17 protein-coding genes are annotated in these 17,235 nt (G+C 53.5%); 6 read left to right on the top strand and 11 right to left on the bottom strand.

Annotation, left to right across the window (positions count from 1 at the left end):
- Positions 1 to 240: 240 nt before the first annotated feature.
- Positions 241 to 441, top strand: a complete 201-nt coding sequence (locus ABH899_RS19150; protein ID WP_369999447.1) for a hypothetical protein — start codon at positions 241 to 243, stop codon at positions 439 to 441.
- Between the two features lie 75 nt (positions 442 to 516).
- On the opposite strand, the gene ABH899_RS19145 is transcribed toward ABH899_RS19150, so the two are convergent.
- Positions 517 to 918 (bottom strand): hypothetical protein, encoded by a 402-nt coding sequence (locus ABH899_RS19145; RefSeq protein WP_369999446.1) that lies wholly within the window; start codon positions 916 to 918, stop codon positions 517 to 519.
- Positions 919 to 999: 81 nt separating this feature from the next.
- Here ABH899_RS19145 and ABH899_RS19140 point away from each other — a divergent pair, with 81 nt between their 5' ends.
- The gene (locus ABH899_RS19140) at positions 1,000 to 1,563 is read left to right on the top strand and encodes a hypothetical protein (protein ID WP_369999443.1); all 564 of its coding nucleotides are present in this window, start codon (positions 1,000 to 1,002) and stop codon (positions 1,561 to 1,563) included.
- A gap of 108 nt (positions 1,564 to 1,671) precedes the next feature.
- On the opposite strand, the gene ABH899_RS19135 is transcribed toward ABH899_RS19140, so the two are convergent.
- Together ABH899_RS19135 and ABH899_RS19130 are read right to left on the bottom strand one after the other, a co-directional pair.
- The gene (locus ABH899_RS19135; protein ID WP_009675738.1) at positions 1,672 to 1,842 is read right to left on the bottom strand and encodes a hypothetical protein; all 171 of its coding nucleotides are present in this window, start codon (positions 1,840 to 1,842) and stop codon (positions 1,672 to 1,674) included.
- Positions 1,843 to 2,064: 222 nt separating this feature from the next.
- Positions 2,065 to 2,967: a LysR family transcriptional regulator gene (locus ABH899_RS19130; protein ID WP_369999440.1), complete on the bottom strand. Its 903-nt coding sequence runs from the start codon at positions 2,965 to 2,967 to the stop codon at positions 2,065 to 2,067.
- Between the two features lie 184 nt (positions 2,968 to 3,151).
- Here ABH899_RS19130 and ABH899_RS19125 point away from each other — a divergent pair, with 184 nt between their 5' ends.
- Positions 3,152 to 3,895, top strand: a complete 744-nt coding sequence (locus ABH899_RS19125; protein WP_369999438.1) for an SDR family NAD(P)-dependent oxidoreductase — start codon at positions 3,152 to 3,154, stop codon at positions 3,893 to 3,895.
- Between the two features lie 414 nt (positions 3,896 to 4,309).
- Here ABH899_RS19125 and ABH899_RS19120 read toward each other — a convergent pair whose 3' ends face one another.
- Positions 4,310 to 5,101 (bottom strand): formate/nitrite transporter family protein, encoded by a 792-nt coding sequence (locus tag ABH899_RS19120; RefSeq protein ID WP_016423796.1) that lies wholly within the window; start codon positions 5,099 to 5,101, stop codon positions 4,310 to 4,312.
- Positions 5,102 to 5,219: 118 nt separating this feature from the next.
- On the bottom strand, positions 5,220 to 5,771 hold the full coding sequence (locus ABH899_RS19115; RefSeq protein WP_009675670.1) for a helix-turn-helix domain-containing protein: 552 nt from the start codon (positions 5,769 to 5,771) through the stop codon (positions 5,220 to 5,222).
- A gap of 79 nt (positions 5,772 to 5,850) precedes the next feature.
- Here ABH899_RS19115 and ABH899_RS19110 point away from each other — a divergent pair, with 79 nt between their 5' ends.
- The gene (locus ABH899_RS19110; RefSeq protein ID WP_369999434.1) at positions 5,851 to 6,576 is read left to right on the top strand and encodes an AzlC family ABC transporter permease; all 726 of its coding nucleotides are present in this window, start codon (positions 5,851 to 5,853) and stop codon (positions 6,574 to 6,576) included.
- Positions 6,573 to 6,899, top strand: coding sequence for an AzlD domain-containing protein (locus tag ABH899_RS19105; protein ID WP_369999431.1), 327 nt, complete (start codon positions 6,573 to 6,575; stop codon positions 6,897 to 6,899). The genes ABH899_RS19110 and ABH899_RS19105 overlap by 4 nt, the downstream gene beginning before the upstream one ends.
- Before the next feature lie 125 nt (positions 6,900 to 7,024).
- Here ABH899_RS19105 and ABH899_RS19100 read toward each other — a convergent pair whose 3' ends face one another.
- The 6 genes from ABH899_RS19100 to ABH899_RS19075 form a co-directional block, all read right to left on the bottom strand.
- Positions 7,025 to 8,083, bottom strand: a complete 1,059-nt coding sequence (locus ABH899_RS19100) for a Gfo/Idh/MocA family protein (protein WP_369999428.1) — start codon at positions 8,081 to 8,083, stop codon at positions 7,025 to 7,027.
- 7 nt (positions 8,084 to 8,090) lie between these two features.
- Positions 8,091 to 9,086 carry a sugar phosphate isomerase/epimerase family protein gene (locus tag ABH899_RS19095; RefSeq protein WP_369999426.1) on the bottom strand — a complete coding sequence of 332 codons (996 nt, stop codon included), beginning with the start codon at positions 9,084 to 9,086 and terminating at the stop codon, positions 8,091 to 8,093.
- 17 nt (positions 9,087 to 9,103) lie between these two features.
- The gene (locus tag ABH899_RS19090; protein ID WP_009675692.1) at positions 9,104 to 9,928 is read right to left on the bottom strand and encodes a carbohydrate ABC transporter permease; all 825 of its coding nucleotides are present in this window, start codon (positions 9,926 to 9,928) and stop codon (positions 9,104 to 9,106) included.
- A gap of 58 nt (positions 9,929 to 9,986) precedes the next feature.
- Positions 9,987 to 10,940 (bottom strand): carbohydrate ABC transporter permease, encoded by a 954-nt coding sequence (locus ABH899_RS19085; protein WP_009675663.1) that lies wholly within the window; start codon positions 10,938 to 10,940, stop codon positions 9,987 to 9,989.
- A 33-nt stretch (positions 10,941 to 10,973) separates the two neighbouring features.
- The gene (locus ABH899_RS19080; protein ID WP_218230859.1) at positions 10,974 to 12,329 is read right to left on the bottom strand and encodes an ABC transporter substrate-binding protein; all 1,356 of its coding nucleotides are present in this window, start codon (positions 12,327 to 12,329) and stop codon (positions 10,974 to 10,976) included.
- 274 nt (positions 12,330 to 12,603) lie between these two features.
- Positions 12,604 to 14,877, bottom strand: coding sequence for an Ig-like domain-containing protein (locus ABH899_RS19075; protein WP_369999421.1), 2,274 nt, complete (start codon positions 14,875 to 14,877; stop codon positions 12,604 to 12,606).
- A gap of 238 nt (positions 14,878 to 15,115) precedes the next feature.
- Between ABH899_RS19075 and ABH899_RS19070 the strand changes: the two genes are divergently transcribed.
- Positions 15,116 to 17,233, top strand: a complete 2,118-nt coding sequence (locus ABH899_RS19070) for a histidine kinase (protein ID WP_369999418.1) — start codon at positions 15,116 to 15,118, stop codon at positions 17,231 to 17,233.
- The last annotated feature ends 2 nt before the right edge of the window (positions 17,234 to 17,235 follow it).

The raw sequence follows: 17,235 nt of genomic DNA, 5'->3' as shown, positions 1-17,235 counted from the left end.
TCAGCTGCATCCCATCCGAATGCCAAATTCTTAATATCCCATTGGTAAAGTAGGAATTAATCTTATCGCCATTATAGGAGGATTTTTCGGTTCTGTAAATAGGGAACTTAAAAATTTTTCTCCGAAAAGAGTACCACTAAACACTTGATAGGTATTATCTCGCTAATAAAAGCATTTTATAGATATTTTTCTTTTTAGTGGTGTATACTACAATTAGTACCTGTTGAGGAGGTGAAAACATTGAAAAAATTATTGTTCAGTTCTTTTTTCTTGCTTGCTGTAGTAATCTTTTTAATCAACTTGAGTAATTCTACTTACGCTAACTCTGGAGCAAAACCTTTAAATCAAATTGATAATGCTTCATCAAAATCAGACATTGAATCTGTTGAGAAAAATATAAAAGAAGGTAAAACTTTCAAAGCAAGCCTTCTCACCCCATAAAAATTGCTATCAACATAAATAGCTGGTGCTCTTTCTTGAGCACCAGCTATTTATGTTGATACAGCTGAAGTAGATTCATGAGTTTTCATCAATATATATTTTCCATTTTCCGTTCTTTTTTTTTAATTTGAAGGTATTATTTATATTCTTTATATTTCCTTCGTCGTCAAGTTTAAATGTAGCTTCAATAACAGTATTTGCTTGATCAATTTTTGAAATATTCAATATTCTAAAGTCTAATAAATTTACTCTGCTAAATTCATTCAAATAGAAAGAGCGGAGTTCATAAGAATTTTTAAATCTCTTATCGTCAACATACAAAATCGCTTTATCGATATTCTCTTCTTTCAAGTTATAAAAATAGGAGACAAGGGTATCTTCCGGATTATCCGAAGATTTTTTCATCTCCAAAATAACTACTCCAATAAAAAAGCAAAGAAAAGAAAATGCACTAATGAATATAACCTTTTTTTTCAATAGACCAATCTCCTTAAACATGTTATTATATCTAATATATACCATTTAAGGAAAATGGTAAACAAAAAAGGAGTGAGTTAAATGAAATTATCTAAGCGTTTTATTGTATTATGCACCACAATTTCACTAAGTATCTTATCATCAGTGCCTGCATCAGCTTCAAATGATTTTGTAAATAAGAGTCTATTAACACAAGAGAAAAATTCAGCCTCTCAAGAAGATACAATACAAGTAGAAAACAATATTACTAAAGGTAATTTGATACAAACAAGCTTATTAAAACCTATTACTACATTTTTATCAGAAAACAAAATATATGGCGATAATGGTTTTAGGGGGATTAATTCAATAGGAGTTAATACAGATTCATTCGACGCCCCAAATGCAAAAGATATCCAAATCAATTCTTATGCAAGCCGGGATTCCGGTTCAAATTCAGGCGATTATCTAATCACCTTACAAAAAAAGGGCTTTTGGGGTTATAGCAGTTTAGCAACATCCTATTATCCTATCACTACCAATAATGCTACTTATGTGGGGACATGGTCAGGAGTAGGCACAGGAACTTACAGAGTAAATATACGACTGCAATCTGGGGATCCTGATACCATCAGCGGCGGTATTTCTGTATATGAAAAGTTTTAATGAGGCATTAAGAAGCATTAAATAGTCATATGAAATATATTTATTCATATAAATAGGTGAACAGAGTGTCAAACGACACTCTGTTCACCTATTTTCATTAGCCAAGATTTACGAGTTTCTTTGAAGTTCATATTCGTTCTGATGCAGCTCTTTAATCATGTTTCTCAGAAAGCTGCTTTCCTGCATACCGAGACCTTTCGTATTGTCTTTTGCAATCATGTCTCCGATGGTACGCTTTAAAATCTCACTGCGCCGTCCCAACATTTCCGCATACGTCAATCCAAGTCAACTCCCGGTTCGTTTATTTCGTGTGTAAAACACTCTTATAAGTATAAAGAAGGAAGCCGGTTTTGGAAAACGGACTCAGCCCCGCTGACGGAGGCTCACCCGCGCTCACCCCCGAAGAGCCTTACTGAGCCGTGACGTTCGGAAACATCCTCCGGTATCCTCCCCTATCCTGCCGAGAATCCCGCGGGTACGGACGCAAGGCGAGCCGTAAACCTACTGGAGTCCGCTTCTCAGCCGCTCCACAAACGTCTTGGAAACCCGCGGGAAATGACGTCCTTCCGAACGTACCCAGCCCAGGTAAACCGGCTGCCCCGCCTTGAACTCCAGTTCCGCCGTCATCATGTTGACTTCCGTGGACAAGGAAGCCCATTCCCGCCGGAAGGAATAATCCATCCCCACGGTTACCGCATTCTGCTCTTCCACCGCCTTGCGGATGGCGTCCGTGTTGTTGGTCGTGAATAAAATGTCCATCTCGCCGTGCTCCGCGGCGAACCGGTTCATAAACCACCGCACGTACTCGTCGTTATACAGCACGACAGGCTGGGTGCGGAGCATTTCGGGCGTGACGGCCCCCCGGTAAGCCAGCGGAGACTTATCGCTCATGCCCACGACCATCTTTCCTTCCAGCAGCCGTTCGAAGGTCAAGCCCTCGCTTTTTTTGAGCAGACTCTCGAACAAAATGATAAACCCGATGTCCAGCCGGTTATGGTGGATGTCATCGAGAATTTCCTGCGAGCCTTTCTCCGCGATTTCCATCCGCACCAGCGGGTAATCTTTCTTGAACCCCGCGACGGTGTCGACCAGAAGGGACATCGGCCCCGGAATAGTGCCAATGCGCAGTTCCCCGCTCAGCGTCTCGCCCCAGCCCCGCGCGGCTTCTTTGAGCTCGTCCAGCTTGCCAAGCACTTCGAACGCCTTGCGGATGATTACCTTGCCTTCGGCTGTCGGAACCGCGCCCATCCGCGAGCGCACGAACAGAACGACTCCGAGTTCGCCTTCCAGATGAGCGATGGACTGGCTGACCGCGGACAAGGACACGTGCAGATTGCGTGCGGCGCTAGTGATCGATCCCGTTTTTGCCACTTCGACGATGTATTCCAGCTGCTCCAGATGCAAAATTCCGCCCCCTTCCTTAAGCACAGCTTAAGTATAGCTTACTAAGTTTAAATAGTTCTATAGGAATAAAAGCGATACAATAAAAGCAAGATGATGAGGACTTGCCCTATGGCAGGACCTGGATTACAGAGCCATAACGGCCGTAACGACCGTTCACCCTACTTGAGAAACGGAGAGATGCCTCATGAGATTTACGGACAAAGTAGCCATCGTAACCGGCGGCGCCAGCGGAATCGGGGAAGCCACGGTCCGCCTGTTCGCCCAGGAAGGCGCCAAAGTCGTAATCGCGGACTTTTCCGACCGCGGTCAGACCGTAGCGGACGAGTTGAAAGCCGAGGGCCGCGAAGCCCTGTTCGTCAAAACCGACGTCACCAAGGAAGACGACGTTAAACATATGGTTGCCGAAACGGTCAAACAATACGGCAAGCTGGATATTTTATTTGCCAATGCGGGCATTGCCAAAGACGGCCCGGCCGACAAGCTGAGCTGGGAAGCCTGGCAGAAGACCATCGACATCAACCTGTCGGGCGTGTTCCTCAGCGACAAATACGCGCTGGAGCAGATGCTCGCCCAAGGAACCGGCGGCGCGATCGTCAACTGCGGCTCCATCCACAGCCACGTCGGCAAAGCCGGCGTCACCGCGTACGCTTCCGCGAAAGGCGGCGTGAAGCTGCTCACGCAAACGCTGGGCATCGACTATGCGCAGCACAGCATCCGCGTGAACGCCGTATGTCCCGGCTACATCGACACGCCGCTGATCGCCGGACGCACCCAGGCCATCACGGACCACCTCACGGCCCTGCATCCGATGGGTCGTCTCGGCAAGCCGGAAGAGGTCGCGAAAGCCGTGCTGTTCCTCGCCAGCGACGACGCCTCCTTCGTGACCGGCACGACGCTGCTCGTGGACGGCGGATACACCGCTCAGTAACGCGCCGCACTTATTAACCGGATTGATATTTCCCGACGGGAAATATCAATCCGGCTCAGTTAACCTTCAACCTCCTTAACCGTTTAGCCGGTTAAGGAGGTTTTTGCGCGGGCGGGCCGAGTCCGTCCTCCCGGCTCGTGCAGGCTCTCCGGCGCGGCCCGTACAGCCGCGCCAAAAAGGGCTCTCTCCCGCCAAAACGGGATGAGCCCCGGTAAAGCGCCGGAGACAGCCGACGTATAAGAGCCCGGGCATCAGCCCCGGGCTTGCGATGAGCCGTCTGCTCCGGACACCCGCCCCGGCTTGCGACGAGGCGGCAGGCCCCAACCCGCGACAAGGTGCCGCATGACGGTGACGGGCCCGGGCTCCGACGAGCCTGCGCATGAAGGCGGGCCGCCCCATAGCCTGTTTTCACCGCTAAGCTTCTTCGTGCTCGTCCATAAACGGTTTGTTCACGTAATGATACATAACCGCCATCAGAACCCCGCCCCCGATAAGATTGCCGAACGTCACCGGGATCAAATTATGGAGAACCCCGCCCCACGAAATCGTATCCGGATGCTCCACCACCAGCGCAATCGCGAACGTACACATATTGGCAATGCTGTGCTCGTAACCGGAAATGAAAAAACAGAACACAAACAGCATCATGGCGAACAGCTTCGCCCCGTCCCCTTTGAGCGACATCGGAATAAAAAAGGCCAGACACACGAGCCAGTTACAAAGAATGGCCCTGAAAAAAAGCTCTAGCGAAGGCGCGTTCATCTTTTTGGCCGCCACGCTCAGCAGGAATCCGTTCACGTCATGCTCCCTGAAAAGCCCCGTTGCCAGAATCAGCAGCGCGAACGCCACGGCTCCGAGAATATTGCCTCCGTAACTGGTCAGCCATAACCGGATGACCTCCGGCCAGCGGAGCTTCCGCCTTAATGCGGCAAACGTATAGTAGAACGTATTTCCCGTGAAAAGATCCCCGCCGCCGTACGAGATCAGAATGATCGCGGCGCCGAAAGTGATCGCGGCCATCGGATAGGTGAACGGGGAATGCTCCAAATAGAAGAAACTTCCCGTCTTGAACGCGACGATCACCCCGAATCCGATAAACATGCTCGCCAGCGCGGAACGGGATAAATAGCGGAGCTTGCTCTGCTTATAAATTTTCATTTTTTTCATAGCCAGCTTCTCTACCTGCAGCAGCGGCTGTACTTCCATAATCCGGTCTCTCCCTTCCCGGCGACTGCACCAGTTGTTCATATTTTCCATTCATTATGTAGCTTATTATGAATTGTCTTTTTAATAAAGGGCTATATGAAGAACTCGTGCCAGGCGATTAATCGGGATAAGAGATAATGATATAAAATCTAACCAGTTCATCCGTAGAATTAACATAAATGTGTTCGGTATTCGCGTTAAATTTAATCGTTTCGTCGGGGGTTAACTCAAACTTCTCACCTTGAACATCCAGTGTAAGAACCCCCCGTTGTATAAGTACATATTCCTCGCCTAAATGTTTTTCGGAGATATGATTAAAACCGGGTTTCAGGTCTACAGTGAAAACTTCAAACTTTTTTTCCGGATTAAAAGGGAACATGGAATATACAAGATAATTCCCATCGTCATCGATCAACGGGTTCAATTGGTTGATGTTTATTTTTTCGATTTGCGGCTTATCCGTTTCCTTTAAAAAAGCGGAAAAAGATACGTGCAACCCATTGGCAATTTTCCAGAGAGTCGTGACAGTCGGATTTGATTTTCCGTTTTCGATTTGAGCCAGCATCGCTTTACTGACTCCCGTCAATTCCGCTACGTTATCTAAGCTCAATCCTCTCTTTTTTCTCAACTGGGCAAGATTATGGGCGATAACCTCTTGAATAAACTCCATACAACATCTCCTTGACTCTCTTATTCGTTTAATATAGCATACAAATATACAATATAACATACAAAAAGGTGGGGAAACGATGCATGAATTATCTCATGAAATGACGGATGAAGAAAATCTCTCTACCTTCTCCCAAGGCGTAAAAGATTGCATTCCGACTTTATTCGGTTATATCAGTGTTGGGATTGCCATGGGCATTGTCGGGGTATCGTCCAATCTAAGTATAATAGAAGTTACCCTTTTATCGGCATTAGTTTACGCCGGAGCGTCTCAATTCATTATTTGTGCCTTATTCGTTTCGGGAAGTCCTGTGTCCGTCATTATATTCACAACTTTCGTTGTGAATCTGCGGAATTTTTTATTGAGTATGACATTGGCTCCCCGCTTTGCGAAATATTCTTTATTAAAAAATATCGGGGTTGGAGCGTTCGTAACGGATGAATCGTTCGGTGTAGCCATGAACAAGATAGCCAAAAGAGAACCGATCAATGTCCAATGGATGAACGGACTGAATGTAACCGCGTATATCTTCTGGATTTTATCTTGTATGTCGGGGGCTTTCTTTGGCAAATGGATTTCAAATCCGGAAGTATTCGGTTTAGACTTCTCTTTGACCGCTATGTTTTTGGCGCTGCTTGTTCTGCAATTACAAACTATTAATAACGGAAAGTTGAAGTTTTATTTATCCTTAATTGTTTATGTCGTTATATTGATGCTGGTTCTGTGTACGTTTGTTCCTTCTTATGTGGCCATCATTTTATCAACGATTATTGCTGCAACTATCGGGGTGGTAAAAGACAAATGAGTATCCGGTTATCCTTTTTACTCATCATTTTAGGGTGTACCGCCGTAACCTTCCTGCCAAGAATTATCCCGTTTATCGTTATACGAAATATTAATCTTCCGAAAGTTGCGGTCAAATGGCTCTCCTATGTTCCCGTTTGTATTTTTACTGCGCTTATCGTCGAGAGTTTCATTAAGGAAGATGAATCATTACCGGCGATTGATTGGAGTGTTCTTACGGCTATTATACCGACTCTTGCTGCGGCCGTATGGACGAAGAGTTTATCCGTTACGGTTATAGTCGGAATAGTGAGTATGGCTGCTGTCAGGTTTTTGATTTCGTGAAATCCGATTCTTCTATTTTATATAACCTTCTTCTTGTCATTTGCCGCACAAAAAAAGGATAGGACAAACAAAATTTCTGTTTGCCTCTATCCTCTTTATGGTCTTTTTCCCTTATTTCAAGTGTTTTAGGGCTGAATCGGGCTTCCGGCAAAATACCGGGCCGGAGCGCTCTGAAACGCTATTTCCTTGCCGGTCCGGGCGGATTCGTAGGTTCCGAGTATGATCTCCAGCGAATGCCTTCCCTCCGTTCCGGGCACGATGGACTCTCTGCCCTCCCGGACAGCGAGCGCCATGTCCCGGATCTGGATCCGATGACCGTCGGGAATGACCTTGAACGGTTCGAATTCCGGGAGTTCCACAGGCACCCCGTCGATTTTAAGCGCCACGATGTCGTCGTCTTCGATCACCAGGGAGCCCCTTTCCCCGTGAATTTCGATCCGGTGCACAGGCCCCAGATGCGCGGTGGTCGTAATTTCAAGCAGTCCCAGCGCGCCGTTCTCGAACTGAAGCACCGATACCGCGGTATCTTCCACCTCGATATCTCTCAGAACGGCTTTGGCTTTGCCGTACAGGGAAGCGACGGGGCCCGCCAGCCACTGGAGGAGGTCCACCGTATGAATCCCCTGATTCATCATGGCCCCGCCCCCGTCCATCGCCCAGGTTCCGCGCCAGCCCGCGCTGTCGTAATAATCCTGGCTGCGGTAAATATTCACATAGCCCGAGCATAGGCTGAGTTTGCCCAGCCGGCCCTCCCGGATCAGCTCCCGGGCATACCGGGCCGCCGGGGACATCCGGCGTGGGAATACCGTCGAGAGGAGAACACCGTTCTCGCGGCTTACCCGGATCATGTCGTCGAGGTCGGCCATCGTAATGGCCATCGGCTTTTCGACGAAGACATGCTTGCCCGCTTTGGCGGCCTGCACGGCCTGCCCGGCATGAAGCCCGCTCGGCGTACAGATGCAGACCACGTCCAGATCGTCGCGGGCCAGCATCTCTTCGAGGCTCTCGTAGACCGCGGCCGAGTAGGTCTGTCCGAAACGGGCCGCGGTTTCCGGCACGAAGTCGTACACGGCGGTCAATTCCGCTTCCGGGGTCTCCTGGATTCCCTTGGCGTGAATGTCGGCGATGATGCCGCATCCGATAAGGCCGAACCGGACTGGCTGCGCCGTAACCGGTGTTGTCATAAGAAAGTCACTTCCCTTTCGATGGTAGGCTAATTTCCGCCGGAGCGGACACGGATGAAGAGGATGGAGATGCCGGTGTCGGCGCTGTTGGCGATGCCGGTGCTGTCGTTGTCGGTGCTGTTGTCGGTACCGTCCTCGGTACCGCTGCCGACGCCGTCTCCCGGAGCAGCTGCCGGACCGCGTCGCGGTCATGGGCAAGCTGCTCCGGAGGCGGATACGGGGCGAAGCATTCGAGCGTCACCCAGCCCCCGTATCCCGTCTCCGCCAGCGCCTCGAAGAGCTCCCGGTGGTCCACTTCCCCCTCGCCGAGGCGGCACTGGAGGAAATGCTCTTCCCCGTGGCGGGTGACGTTGCGGAACGTCCCCGGCCCGCCCGCCTCGGGGATTCTTTTCTCGTCCTTCACATGGACATGGAGCAAGCGGCTGCCCAGCCCCGTAACGGAAGCGCGGCCGAAATCGGTGTCGCTGATGTACATGTTGCCCGCGTCGTGAATCAGTCCGACGTTGTCTTCACCGATCATCTCCAGCAGACGCAGGGAACTCTCCACGGTCTCGATCAGGCTCACATTGTGAATCTCCAGCAAAATTTTCTTCTCGTGCTTGCGGGCTTCCGCCGCACATTTTTTCAGCCAGTGGGCCGCCTTCTCATAATGGTAATCGGCAGCCAGGAAAGCGTTGGGCCCTCCCGGAAAAATCCGGATCATATCCGTTTCCAGATAATCCGCCCGCTCCAGCAAGCCGAGAAACTCGTCGTAAGCGGCTGCGCATTCGGGATCGCCCGATTCGGAAAACCGCCCCATGTAGCCGCCGAGCACGGGGATATCCAGCACATGCTCATCGGCGAGCCTGCGGATCTCTTTAACCCTCGGAAGAGAGGTCTGAGGCGAAAGATGGGGCTCCCGGCACGCGATTTCGATCCCGTCGAAACCGAGATTCGCCGTGATTTTCATCGCTTCCTGAATACTGTACTCCATGAGAGCCCCGCTAAATGCCGCGATTTTCATAAGGGAGCCGTCTCCTTTCACTTAATGCCCGAGGCACTGTGGTTCTGCACGAAATATTTTTCCGCGAACAGGAAAACAATCAGAATCGGCACGAGGCTTAGCAGAGCGGCCGCAACCATCAGCTGCTCGTTGCCGAACCACTGGCCCCCGAGGGAAAGAATCCCGATCGGAAGCGTAAACTTATCGTTCGAGGTCAAATAAATGACCGGCGTTAAAATTTCGTTCCATTTGCCCATAAACGTAAAGATCGCCAGCGTGGCCAGGGTCGGCCTCGCCATCGGCATGAAGATCCGCCAGTACACCTGGATCGGGTTGCAGCCCTCCAGCTTCGCGGACTCCTCGTACTCCTTCGGAATGTTCATGAACGCCTGCCTCATCAGGAAAATGCCGAACGGCTGCGCGAGCCATTCGATCACCCATAGAGGCGTCAATGTATCGAGCAGTTGCAGCTTATTGAAAATAATAAAATGCGGGATGATGATGACGACCGGCGGGATCATCATCGTTCCGAGCACCATGACGAACAGCGCGTTCTTAAGCGGAAACCGGAGTCTGGCGAATGCATAGCCGACCATGGAGCACGAGAGCAGCGCCCCTATCACCGACAGCAGGGCAACGGTAAAGCTGTTCAGCGTATACCCGCCGATATTGCCTAGCTTCAGCACCTCCGCATAATTCGACCATTGGAAAATTTCCGGTATCCATTTCGGAGGTACGGTTGTGTACTCTTTATACGTTTTGAGCGAGTTCATCAGGGCCGTCGCAAACGGGACGATCATCACCAGCGACGACAAAATAATGGCCGTGTAACGGAGAATCGTCGGCAGCCTTTTATGTTTCATACAGGGTTCTCCTTTCCGGCGGCGGAACCGCACCAGGGTCCATTCCGGAGGATACGGGTCAATCGTAGTGGACCCATTTTTTCTGCACCTTCATTTGAATCAGGGTAAGCGTGAACAGGATCATGAACAGCACCCAGGCGATAGCCGAGGCATAGCCCATCCGCATGAAGGTGAAGCCCTCGCGGTACAGATACAGCATCAGGACGAGGCTCGAATTGTTCGGACCGCCTGCGGAACTGATATCTCCGCCTCCCGTCAGGACGTACACCTGCTCGAAAGCCTGGAACGTGCTGATCGTGCTCAGAATGACGACCAGGAACGTGGTCGGGGAAATGAGCGGAAACGTAATCGACAGAAATTTACGCAGTGTACCCGCTCCGTCTATTTCAGCCGCCTCGTACAAATCCTGGGGCACGCTCTGCAGACCGGCCAGATAAATGACCATGATGTAGCCGATCCCCTTCCAGACGGCGATCAGAACCAGCAGCGGGATAACGAGCTTCCCGTCCTGCAGCCAGCGCTGCGGATCGAGACCCAGCGAAGCCAGAATCGAGTTGGCGAAGCCGAATCGGGGATTGAAGATGGCGTCAGACACATACAAAATGACCGTCCACGAAGAGATCACGGGGATGAAATGGGCCATCCGGAACAGCTTCAGCCCCTTGAGCTTCTGATTCAGCACGACGGCCAGGATCAGCGCCAGAATCGTCTGGGCCGGCACGAACAGAACCGCGAAATACAGCGTGTTCCACAGCGATTTCCAGAAGAGAGCGTCTCCGAACAGACGCCCGTAGTTGTCCAGTCCCGTCCATTTCGGAGGGTTCATCATGTCGTACTGCGAGAAGCTGAAATAGAGCGAAGCGATAAGAGGCCCGGCGACGAATACGATAAAGTGAAGCAGGTAAGGGGAGACGAGCAGCAGTCCCCACTTCCCCTCCTGATCAAGTTTTCCAAGCTTTCTTGCCGGGGTCTGAGCTTTCGCATAGGCTTTGCCGCTTACGGTATCGTTCATAGAAAGCCCGACCTCCCTTCCGTAAATTGCGGTTTACTTCTTATAAAAATCATCCAGCACCTTCTGCACCGCCTTGTCGGCATCCGCCAGGGCGGCGTCTATAGGGGCGTCTCCGAGGAAAGCCCGCTGCGCGTTCTCGTTGAACTTCCCGACCCACTCTTCCCATACGGCGTTGTTGTCGAGCGTCTTGGCGAAGTCCAGGCTCTCGAGGAACGCCTTGCGGTTAGCCGGCTTCTCGCCCGCTTTCAGGAATACGTCGGAATTCGCGACGGATTTCTTCACCGGAATCGCTTCGCCGAGCGCCGCCCATTCTTTCTGGACGTCGTCCTCCGTGGCCCAGTATTTGATCCATTCCCAGGCTGCCTGCGCCTTTGCGTCCGCCGACTTCTGGTTCACGACCCAGGAGTTCGCGATAACCGGTGACACCCGCTTGCCGTCGGGCCCTTTGGGCAGCAGCGTGACATCGTAGTTCAGCTTCGCTTCGTTGGCGGCCAGCACGCGGGCGTAGATGCCGATGCGCATCGCCGCGGAACCGCTCGGGAATACCGCCATGGAGCTCTGGAAGCTTTTCAGATCCACCGGATCGGTAATAATGCCCTTCTTCATGCCGTCCACCATCCACTCGAACGCCTGCTTGTTCTGCGGGGTGTTGATGATCGACTTCTGTGCCGTCTCGTCCAGAACGCCGCCCCCGTAGGATTTCATTACGGAGAACCAGCCTTCCGTAATGCTGAAGAAGGTCAGCCCGAACTGGTTGACGTTCTTCGGATCGAAGCCGGATTCGTCCGCCTTCTTGCCCTTGGCGTCAAGCGTAAGGAGGGCCGCATTCTTCTTCAAGTCTTCCCACGTCCAATTCTCATTGGGGTAGGCCACTCCGGCTTTGTCGAACAAGTCCTTGTTGTAGAAAAGCGCTCCCACCTGAATGCCCTGCGGCACGGCCCAGTACTTCCCTTTGGCGTCTTTGTTGAAATCCAGCCCGTAGTAGTCGTCCTTCTTCAAATCTTTGCCGATCCATTCGGTGAGGTCTTTAACCGCGCCCCGCTCGGCGTATTTCATGACATAGACTCCGTCCGAGAGCCACACGTCCGGGGCCTGGCCGGCCGCGATCTGCGTATCGAGTTTCTGGTAAAACTGCCCGTAAGGCGCACTCTGGGTGTTCACTTTGATGTCCGGGTGCTTCTTCATAAACTTATCGATCAGTTCTTTCATCTTCGCATCCGACTTCCCGTCGGAATAATAACCGAGCAGAATTTCGACCGGCTTGCCGCCGTTGTCTTTGGAATCGCCGCCCGTTCCCGTCGTTTCCGCCGTCCCTTTCGAGCAGCCGGCACCTACTACAGCCAGTGTCAATGCCGATAGAAGCACGGTCGTCCAAGTCTTTCTTCTCATCTCTCGTTCAGCCCCTTGTCTCTTCAAAATGAGGTTGTTCGTTTGGTGGTTGACCACCGTCATGCGACGCCAAGCATCGCCCGCCGGGAGCCGCGCGCGGCGTGTCATCCGCGCGTTGAAAGCATGTCTTATAAAGTCCGCCGTCCTCGCGGATGCGGTTCGCGGTACGCCGGTTCGACCGGCCTTCGGTTCCGGCCGGCCGCCGCGGAATGCCGCAGCGCGCGCCTGCGATTCGCGCACGCCGCTTAACGCCGGAAGCCCGGAATGTCCGCCCCTACTCCCCCGCGCCGCCCCAGACGGCCGAAGCTTCACGCGGCTTATCGTAGGCATGCGCCCAGTAATAGCCGCCCGCCATCACCCGCCGGGGCGCGAAGCCGATCTCGCCGGACGCGGCCTGGACAAGCTCCGACACCGCGGTGAAAGTCCCGTCGCCAGCGGACCGGCCGTCCACGTACTTGCCGCCCATCCGCGTGAATCGCCCGTGGACCGCGGCCGCGACGGGTTCGCCCGTCCGCATGTCCGCCGTCTTCAGCCGGACCGTGGCTTTCGTGCCGTCGTATGTCACCTGCATGCCATCCACGATCATCGGCTTCAGGCCGGTGACGCCCGTCTTCGCGGATACTTCCGGCGAGGCCGGACCTTCGTTCCCCGACACGTCGACCGCCGCTACACGGTAGTAGTACACCGTGTCCGGCAGGAGACCGTCGTCCTTGAACGTCAGCCCGCGCGCGGTGCCGGCCAGCAGCTCCTCCGCAGGCTTGAATCCCCGGACCGTGCTCCGGTAGATCTTGTAGCCCTCGACTTCCATGTTATCGGAAGCCCGGCCGTAGGCCAGATCGATCCGCTGGTAGTCGAAAGCGGCCGCTTGGGGCTTGCCTTTCACTCCCGAAGGAGGCCGGTTGTCGGCAGGCGGCTGCCAGAAGCGGGCGCCGGGGCCCCAGGCGGAAGGCAGCGCGCGCAGCGTATCGTAGTGATGCAGCGCGATTCCGCCGAATGCGGCGTTCCCCTCGAACGCGGCGTACACTTTATCCAGCTCCCGCTCCATATAGGAGCGCCCTTCCTCGCTGAAGGAGATCGTTTCCGGATCGCCTCCGTCCGCGATATCTTTGGTCTCTACGCCGAGGATGACGGAGTTCGGCTTCCCGATTTTATTGGCATAGTCAATCTCTCCCTGCGCCTGCTGGATGATGCCGACGCTGCCCTCGGCCTGATCCCGGTAATCCATGATGGCGATATAGTCCGCCGTATCCTGGATATGCTCGGACAGCCATTTCGTCGAGCCGTTCCACGTAATGCTTTTCGCCGTATCCGACGAATCGTACCATCTCGGTATAGCGGGACCGACCGGCAGAGCCAGGCCCGACGCCTCTTTGCGCTCCATCAGCGCGGCAAGCATATCGAGGTATTGAATCTGAACGTCCGGGTAGCCCGTTTTAAAATCCGGCAGCGAATACGGCTCCGTGTCCACGTTCACTCCGTCAAACTGTTCCGCAGACTCGGAAGCCAGGTTATAATTCAGCACTTTCTCGAATTCCCGGAGCGCGTCTTCCCTATATCTCGGATAAGTTCCGAAGTACGGCGGAACCGTGCCTCCCGCTATCAGCGCCTGCACGCGGTAGCCTTGGGCATGAGCCCATCGCACGAAATCCCGCACCTTGGGCCTCTCGTCCTCCAGCATGTCCGTGCCTCCTAATTTGTCGACCCCGAGATAAAGCGTCGTAACGGGGTCCTGCCCGAACGTCTTCGTATCCTTCGCCATCGCATCAAGCACTTGGCGGGAACCCGGCGTCCGGATGAGGTTGTAGGACGCGTTCTCCCAGATCCACATGGAGCGGTCCTGGCGGGGCAGCACGGTGACCGGCTTCGTCCCTTCCCCTCCGCCCGTCTGAACGTAGGTCGTCAGGCTCCGGCCCGTATGGCCGCGGACGTCCGTTGCCCGAGCCTCGATGCTGTTCGTGCGGCTCCCCGCTTTCTTCGTGTCCCATTTGTAGATATAGCCGCTTCCCTTCTTCTCGGCCCGCTTCCAGTCCCCCCCGTTTATGCGAACCTCCACGGATTTAACCGGACTCGCGCCGTACACATTCACTGCTACGTCGGCACTGCCGCTCACCTTGTCACGATCCGCAGGGCTCAAGATCGTTACCTGCGGGACGCCTGCGGCCGGATTATGCACCGTCAGCCGGGTGAAGGCCGACCAGGCGTTGTACCGGGTCGCATTATCCTTCGCCCTGGCGATCAGCTCGACTTCCCCGTCGTATGCGGTCGTATCCAGGTCATAATACCAGGTACCCGCATCGTCTCCGTCGGGGTCGTCCATGTGCGCATCCGCCACTTTTTGCCCGTTGATCACCAGTTCGACCTCGTAAGCTCCCGCATAAGAGCCGCCGATTCTTACCGTACCGACCTCCAGCCGGCCTCCGTCCCTGTGGGAATCGATCGTCAGCAGGGAAGCCGCATTCCCCCTGGACACCGGAAACGTCATTAAACCAAGCAGAAGAACCAGTGCGATAAGAGAACCTTTTTTCCAGCCGTTCCATACGGATGTCACGGGATCAACCTCCTTGTCGGATTCATGTTCGTTTTACGGCCCCGGCAGGCGTCTATCTTATTTTGCGCTTACCGACAGGCGCTTTTTTAACGGGCTCATAAAAATAAAGCGTTTTCAATGTGTAGTTGTAGTATACGAGATGAAAAAGCGGCCCCGCATGGTTTTTTATTTACAATTGGTGTTTTTTTGCTACACTATTTTTAACTTGGACAATGAAAAACGGAAAAGGGGTGTGACGATGAGGACCCGGAATTCCCAACGCAAAATCATTTCGATCCACCGGCGGCTGTTTATTCTGATCATTTTCTTCATCGCTCTGCCCGTCTTGGTGATGGGCTGGCTCTGGTACGAATCCTCCACCCGCACGATCGAGCAGTCCGCCATCGAAACGAACCGGCGCTTTATCGAACAAACCGGTAAAAACCTGGACTTGTATATCAAGAACCTGGAAAACTCCACCTACCCCATCGTAACCAGTCCCTTGACCCAGCAGTTTCTGGCGCCAGCTCTGCCCTCCGCTTACCCGTATTACCAGCTTACGGAAAAAGTCGAAAACGATCTGTTCGCGCAAATGATCTACGGACGCTCCGATATTGTCGGCATTTCCCTGGTCGGAAAAAACAGCCTGCAGATCAACGATTTCAGCGAGGCGAAAGAAATTCTGGATATGAACACGATCCGCAGCCGCAATGCGGACCTGCTGAAAAGGCTGGACACCCTCGGCAATTTCGAGATCCTCGGTTTAAACCGGGTCGGCTCCAGCCCCGTTCTGACCGTTGCGCGCAAGCTGCACAGCAGCTCGACCTATTTGTACGAGGGACTTCTGATCGTCGACCTTAATCTGGAGCAGATCGAAAATATATGCAAAGACGAATCGCAGGGAAGCTTCAGCGCCTGGATCTCCTCCGCAGACGGAGAGCTTGTCTACCATCCGGACGCCTGGAAAATCGGCACGCGCATTTCCGGGGAGCAGCTGCTTCGGTTTCAGGGAGGGGAACACGCCTCCGCTTCCTTTTCCTTCCGGACGGATACGCCTCAGGGAGAGGAACTCGTCATTTATGAAACCTCCCGGGTGACCGATTGGATCGTCGGGGCCAACATTCCGATGGAGACCATTATCGGGAATCTGATCCGCCTGCGGAACATCTCTCTTGCGGCTGCGCTGCTGCTGTTCATGATTGCGCTTTCAATCGTGGGCGGCTACTCGCTCTCCATCACACGCTCCCTGACTTATTTGCAGCGATTGATGGCAAAGGTCGAGAACGGCGATTTTAATGTCCGGCTTACCTCCACGCGGGAGCGCAAAGACGAGATCGGACTTGTGTTCCGCAGCTTTTCCAAGATGGTCAGTGAGCTGAACCGGCTTGTGAGGGAGGTTCATTCTTCCAAGCTGAAAGAGCAGGAGCTTATTATCAAGCAGAAGGAATCGGCCCTGCAATCCATGCAAGCGCATATCAACCCTCATTTTCTGTATAATTCGCTGGAAATCATCAATTCTCATGCGATCCTCGAAAATAACCGCAGCATCAGCAAAATGACGGCGGCTCTGGCGCATATTTTCCGCTACAACACGGGAAACGCCGGACCTCTCGTATCGCTCGGCGAGGAAACGGCGCATATCCGCTCCTATCTGGAGATCCAGACTTCCCGCTTCCGCAATCTCCAGGTGGAGATTGACGTCGAGGAACCGTGGGTCCGTACCGTCCCGGCCGTCCGGCTGACGCTGCAGCCCCTGGTGGAAAACGCGTTTATTCACGGCTACCGCGACAAAAAGCCTACGTATATCGGCATTGTCGGCAAGCCCCGCGAAACGTACTACGCCGTCGAAATATCCGACCACGGCAGGGGCATGAGCGCGGAGGCCGCGGGGAGGCTGACCTCGCTGCTTGCCGGTGTCACCGGGGAAGGGCCGACGTACCCGGAATCGGGCGGCGCTGCTCCGGTTGGCCCGCGCGAAGCTCCGGCGGCCGCTCCCGGCCATGCCTCTGAGGCAGCCCGGGAAGCGGCAGCGTCTTCCGCTGGCCGGGCAGCGGGGGAAGCTGCCGGGAACGGCTCCGGAGCAGCCCCCGCACCCGTGAACGATCCGGATGCGCCGCAGAGACCTATCGCCGGGAACGACCCGGCTTCGGAGACCTTGAGCGGCCCGGGGACGCCGCAGCAGCCTGCCGCCGGAAGGACATGGCCGGAGGCAGCCGGGACGCAGCCGGACGACGGGGCGCCCCAAGGCGGAATCGGCCTGCTCAATGTGCATCAGCGCATCCGGCTTACGTTCGGGAAGGAGTACGGAGTCTTCCTCCTCTCTTCCTCTCCCGGCGCCGGAACCTGTTTCGAGATCCGCCTGCCGTATACCAACTAAAT

Source organism: Paenibacillus sp. RC84 (assembly GCF_041260495.1).
Taxonomy (GTDB): Bacteria; Bacillota; Bacilli; order Paenibacillales; family NBRC-103111; genus Paenibacillus_F.
Note: the sequence above shows the minus strand (reverse complement) of the source record. Positions and strands in the feature narration are given on the sequence as shown.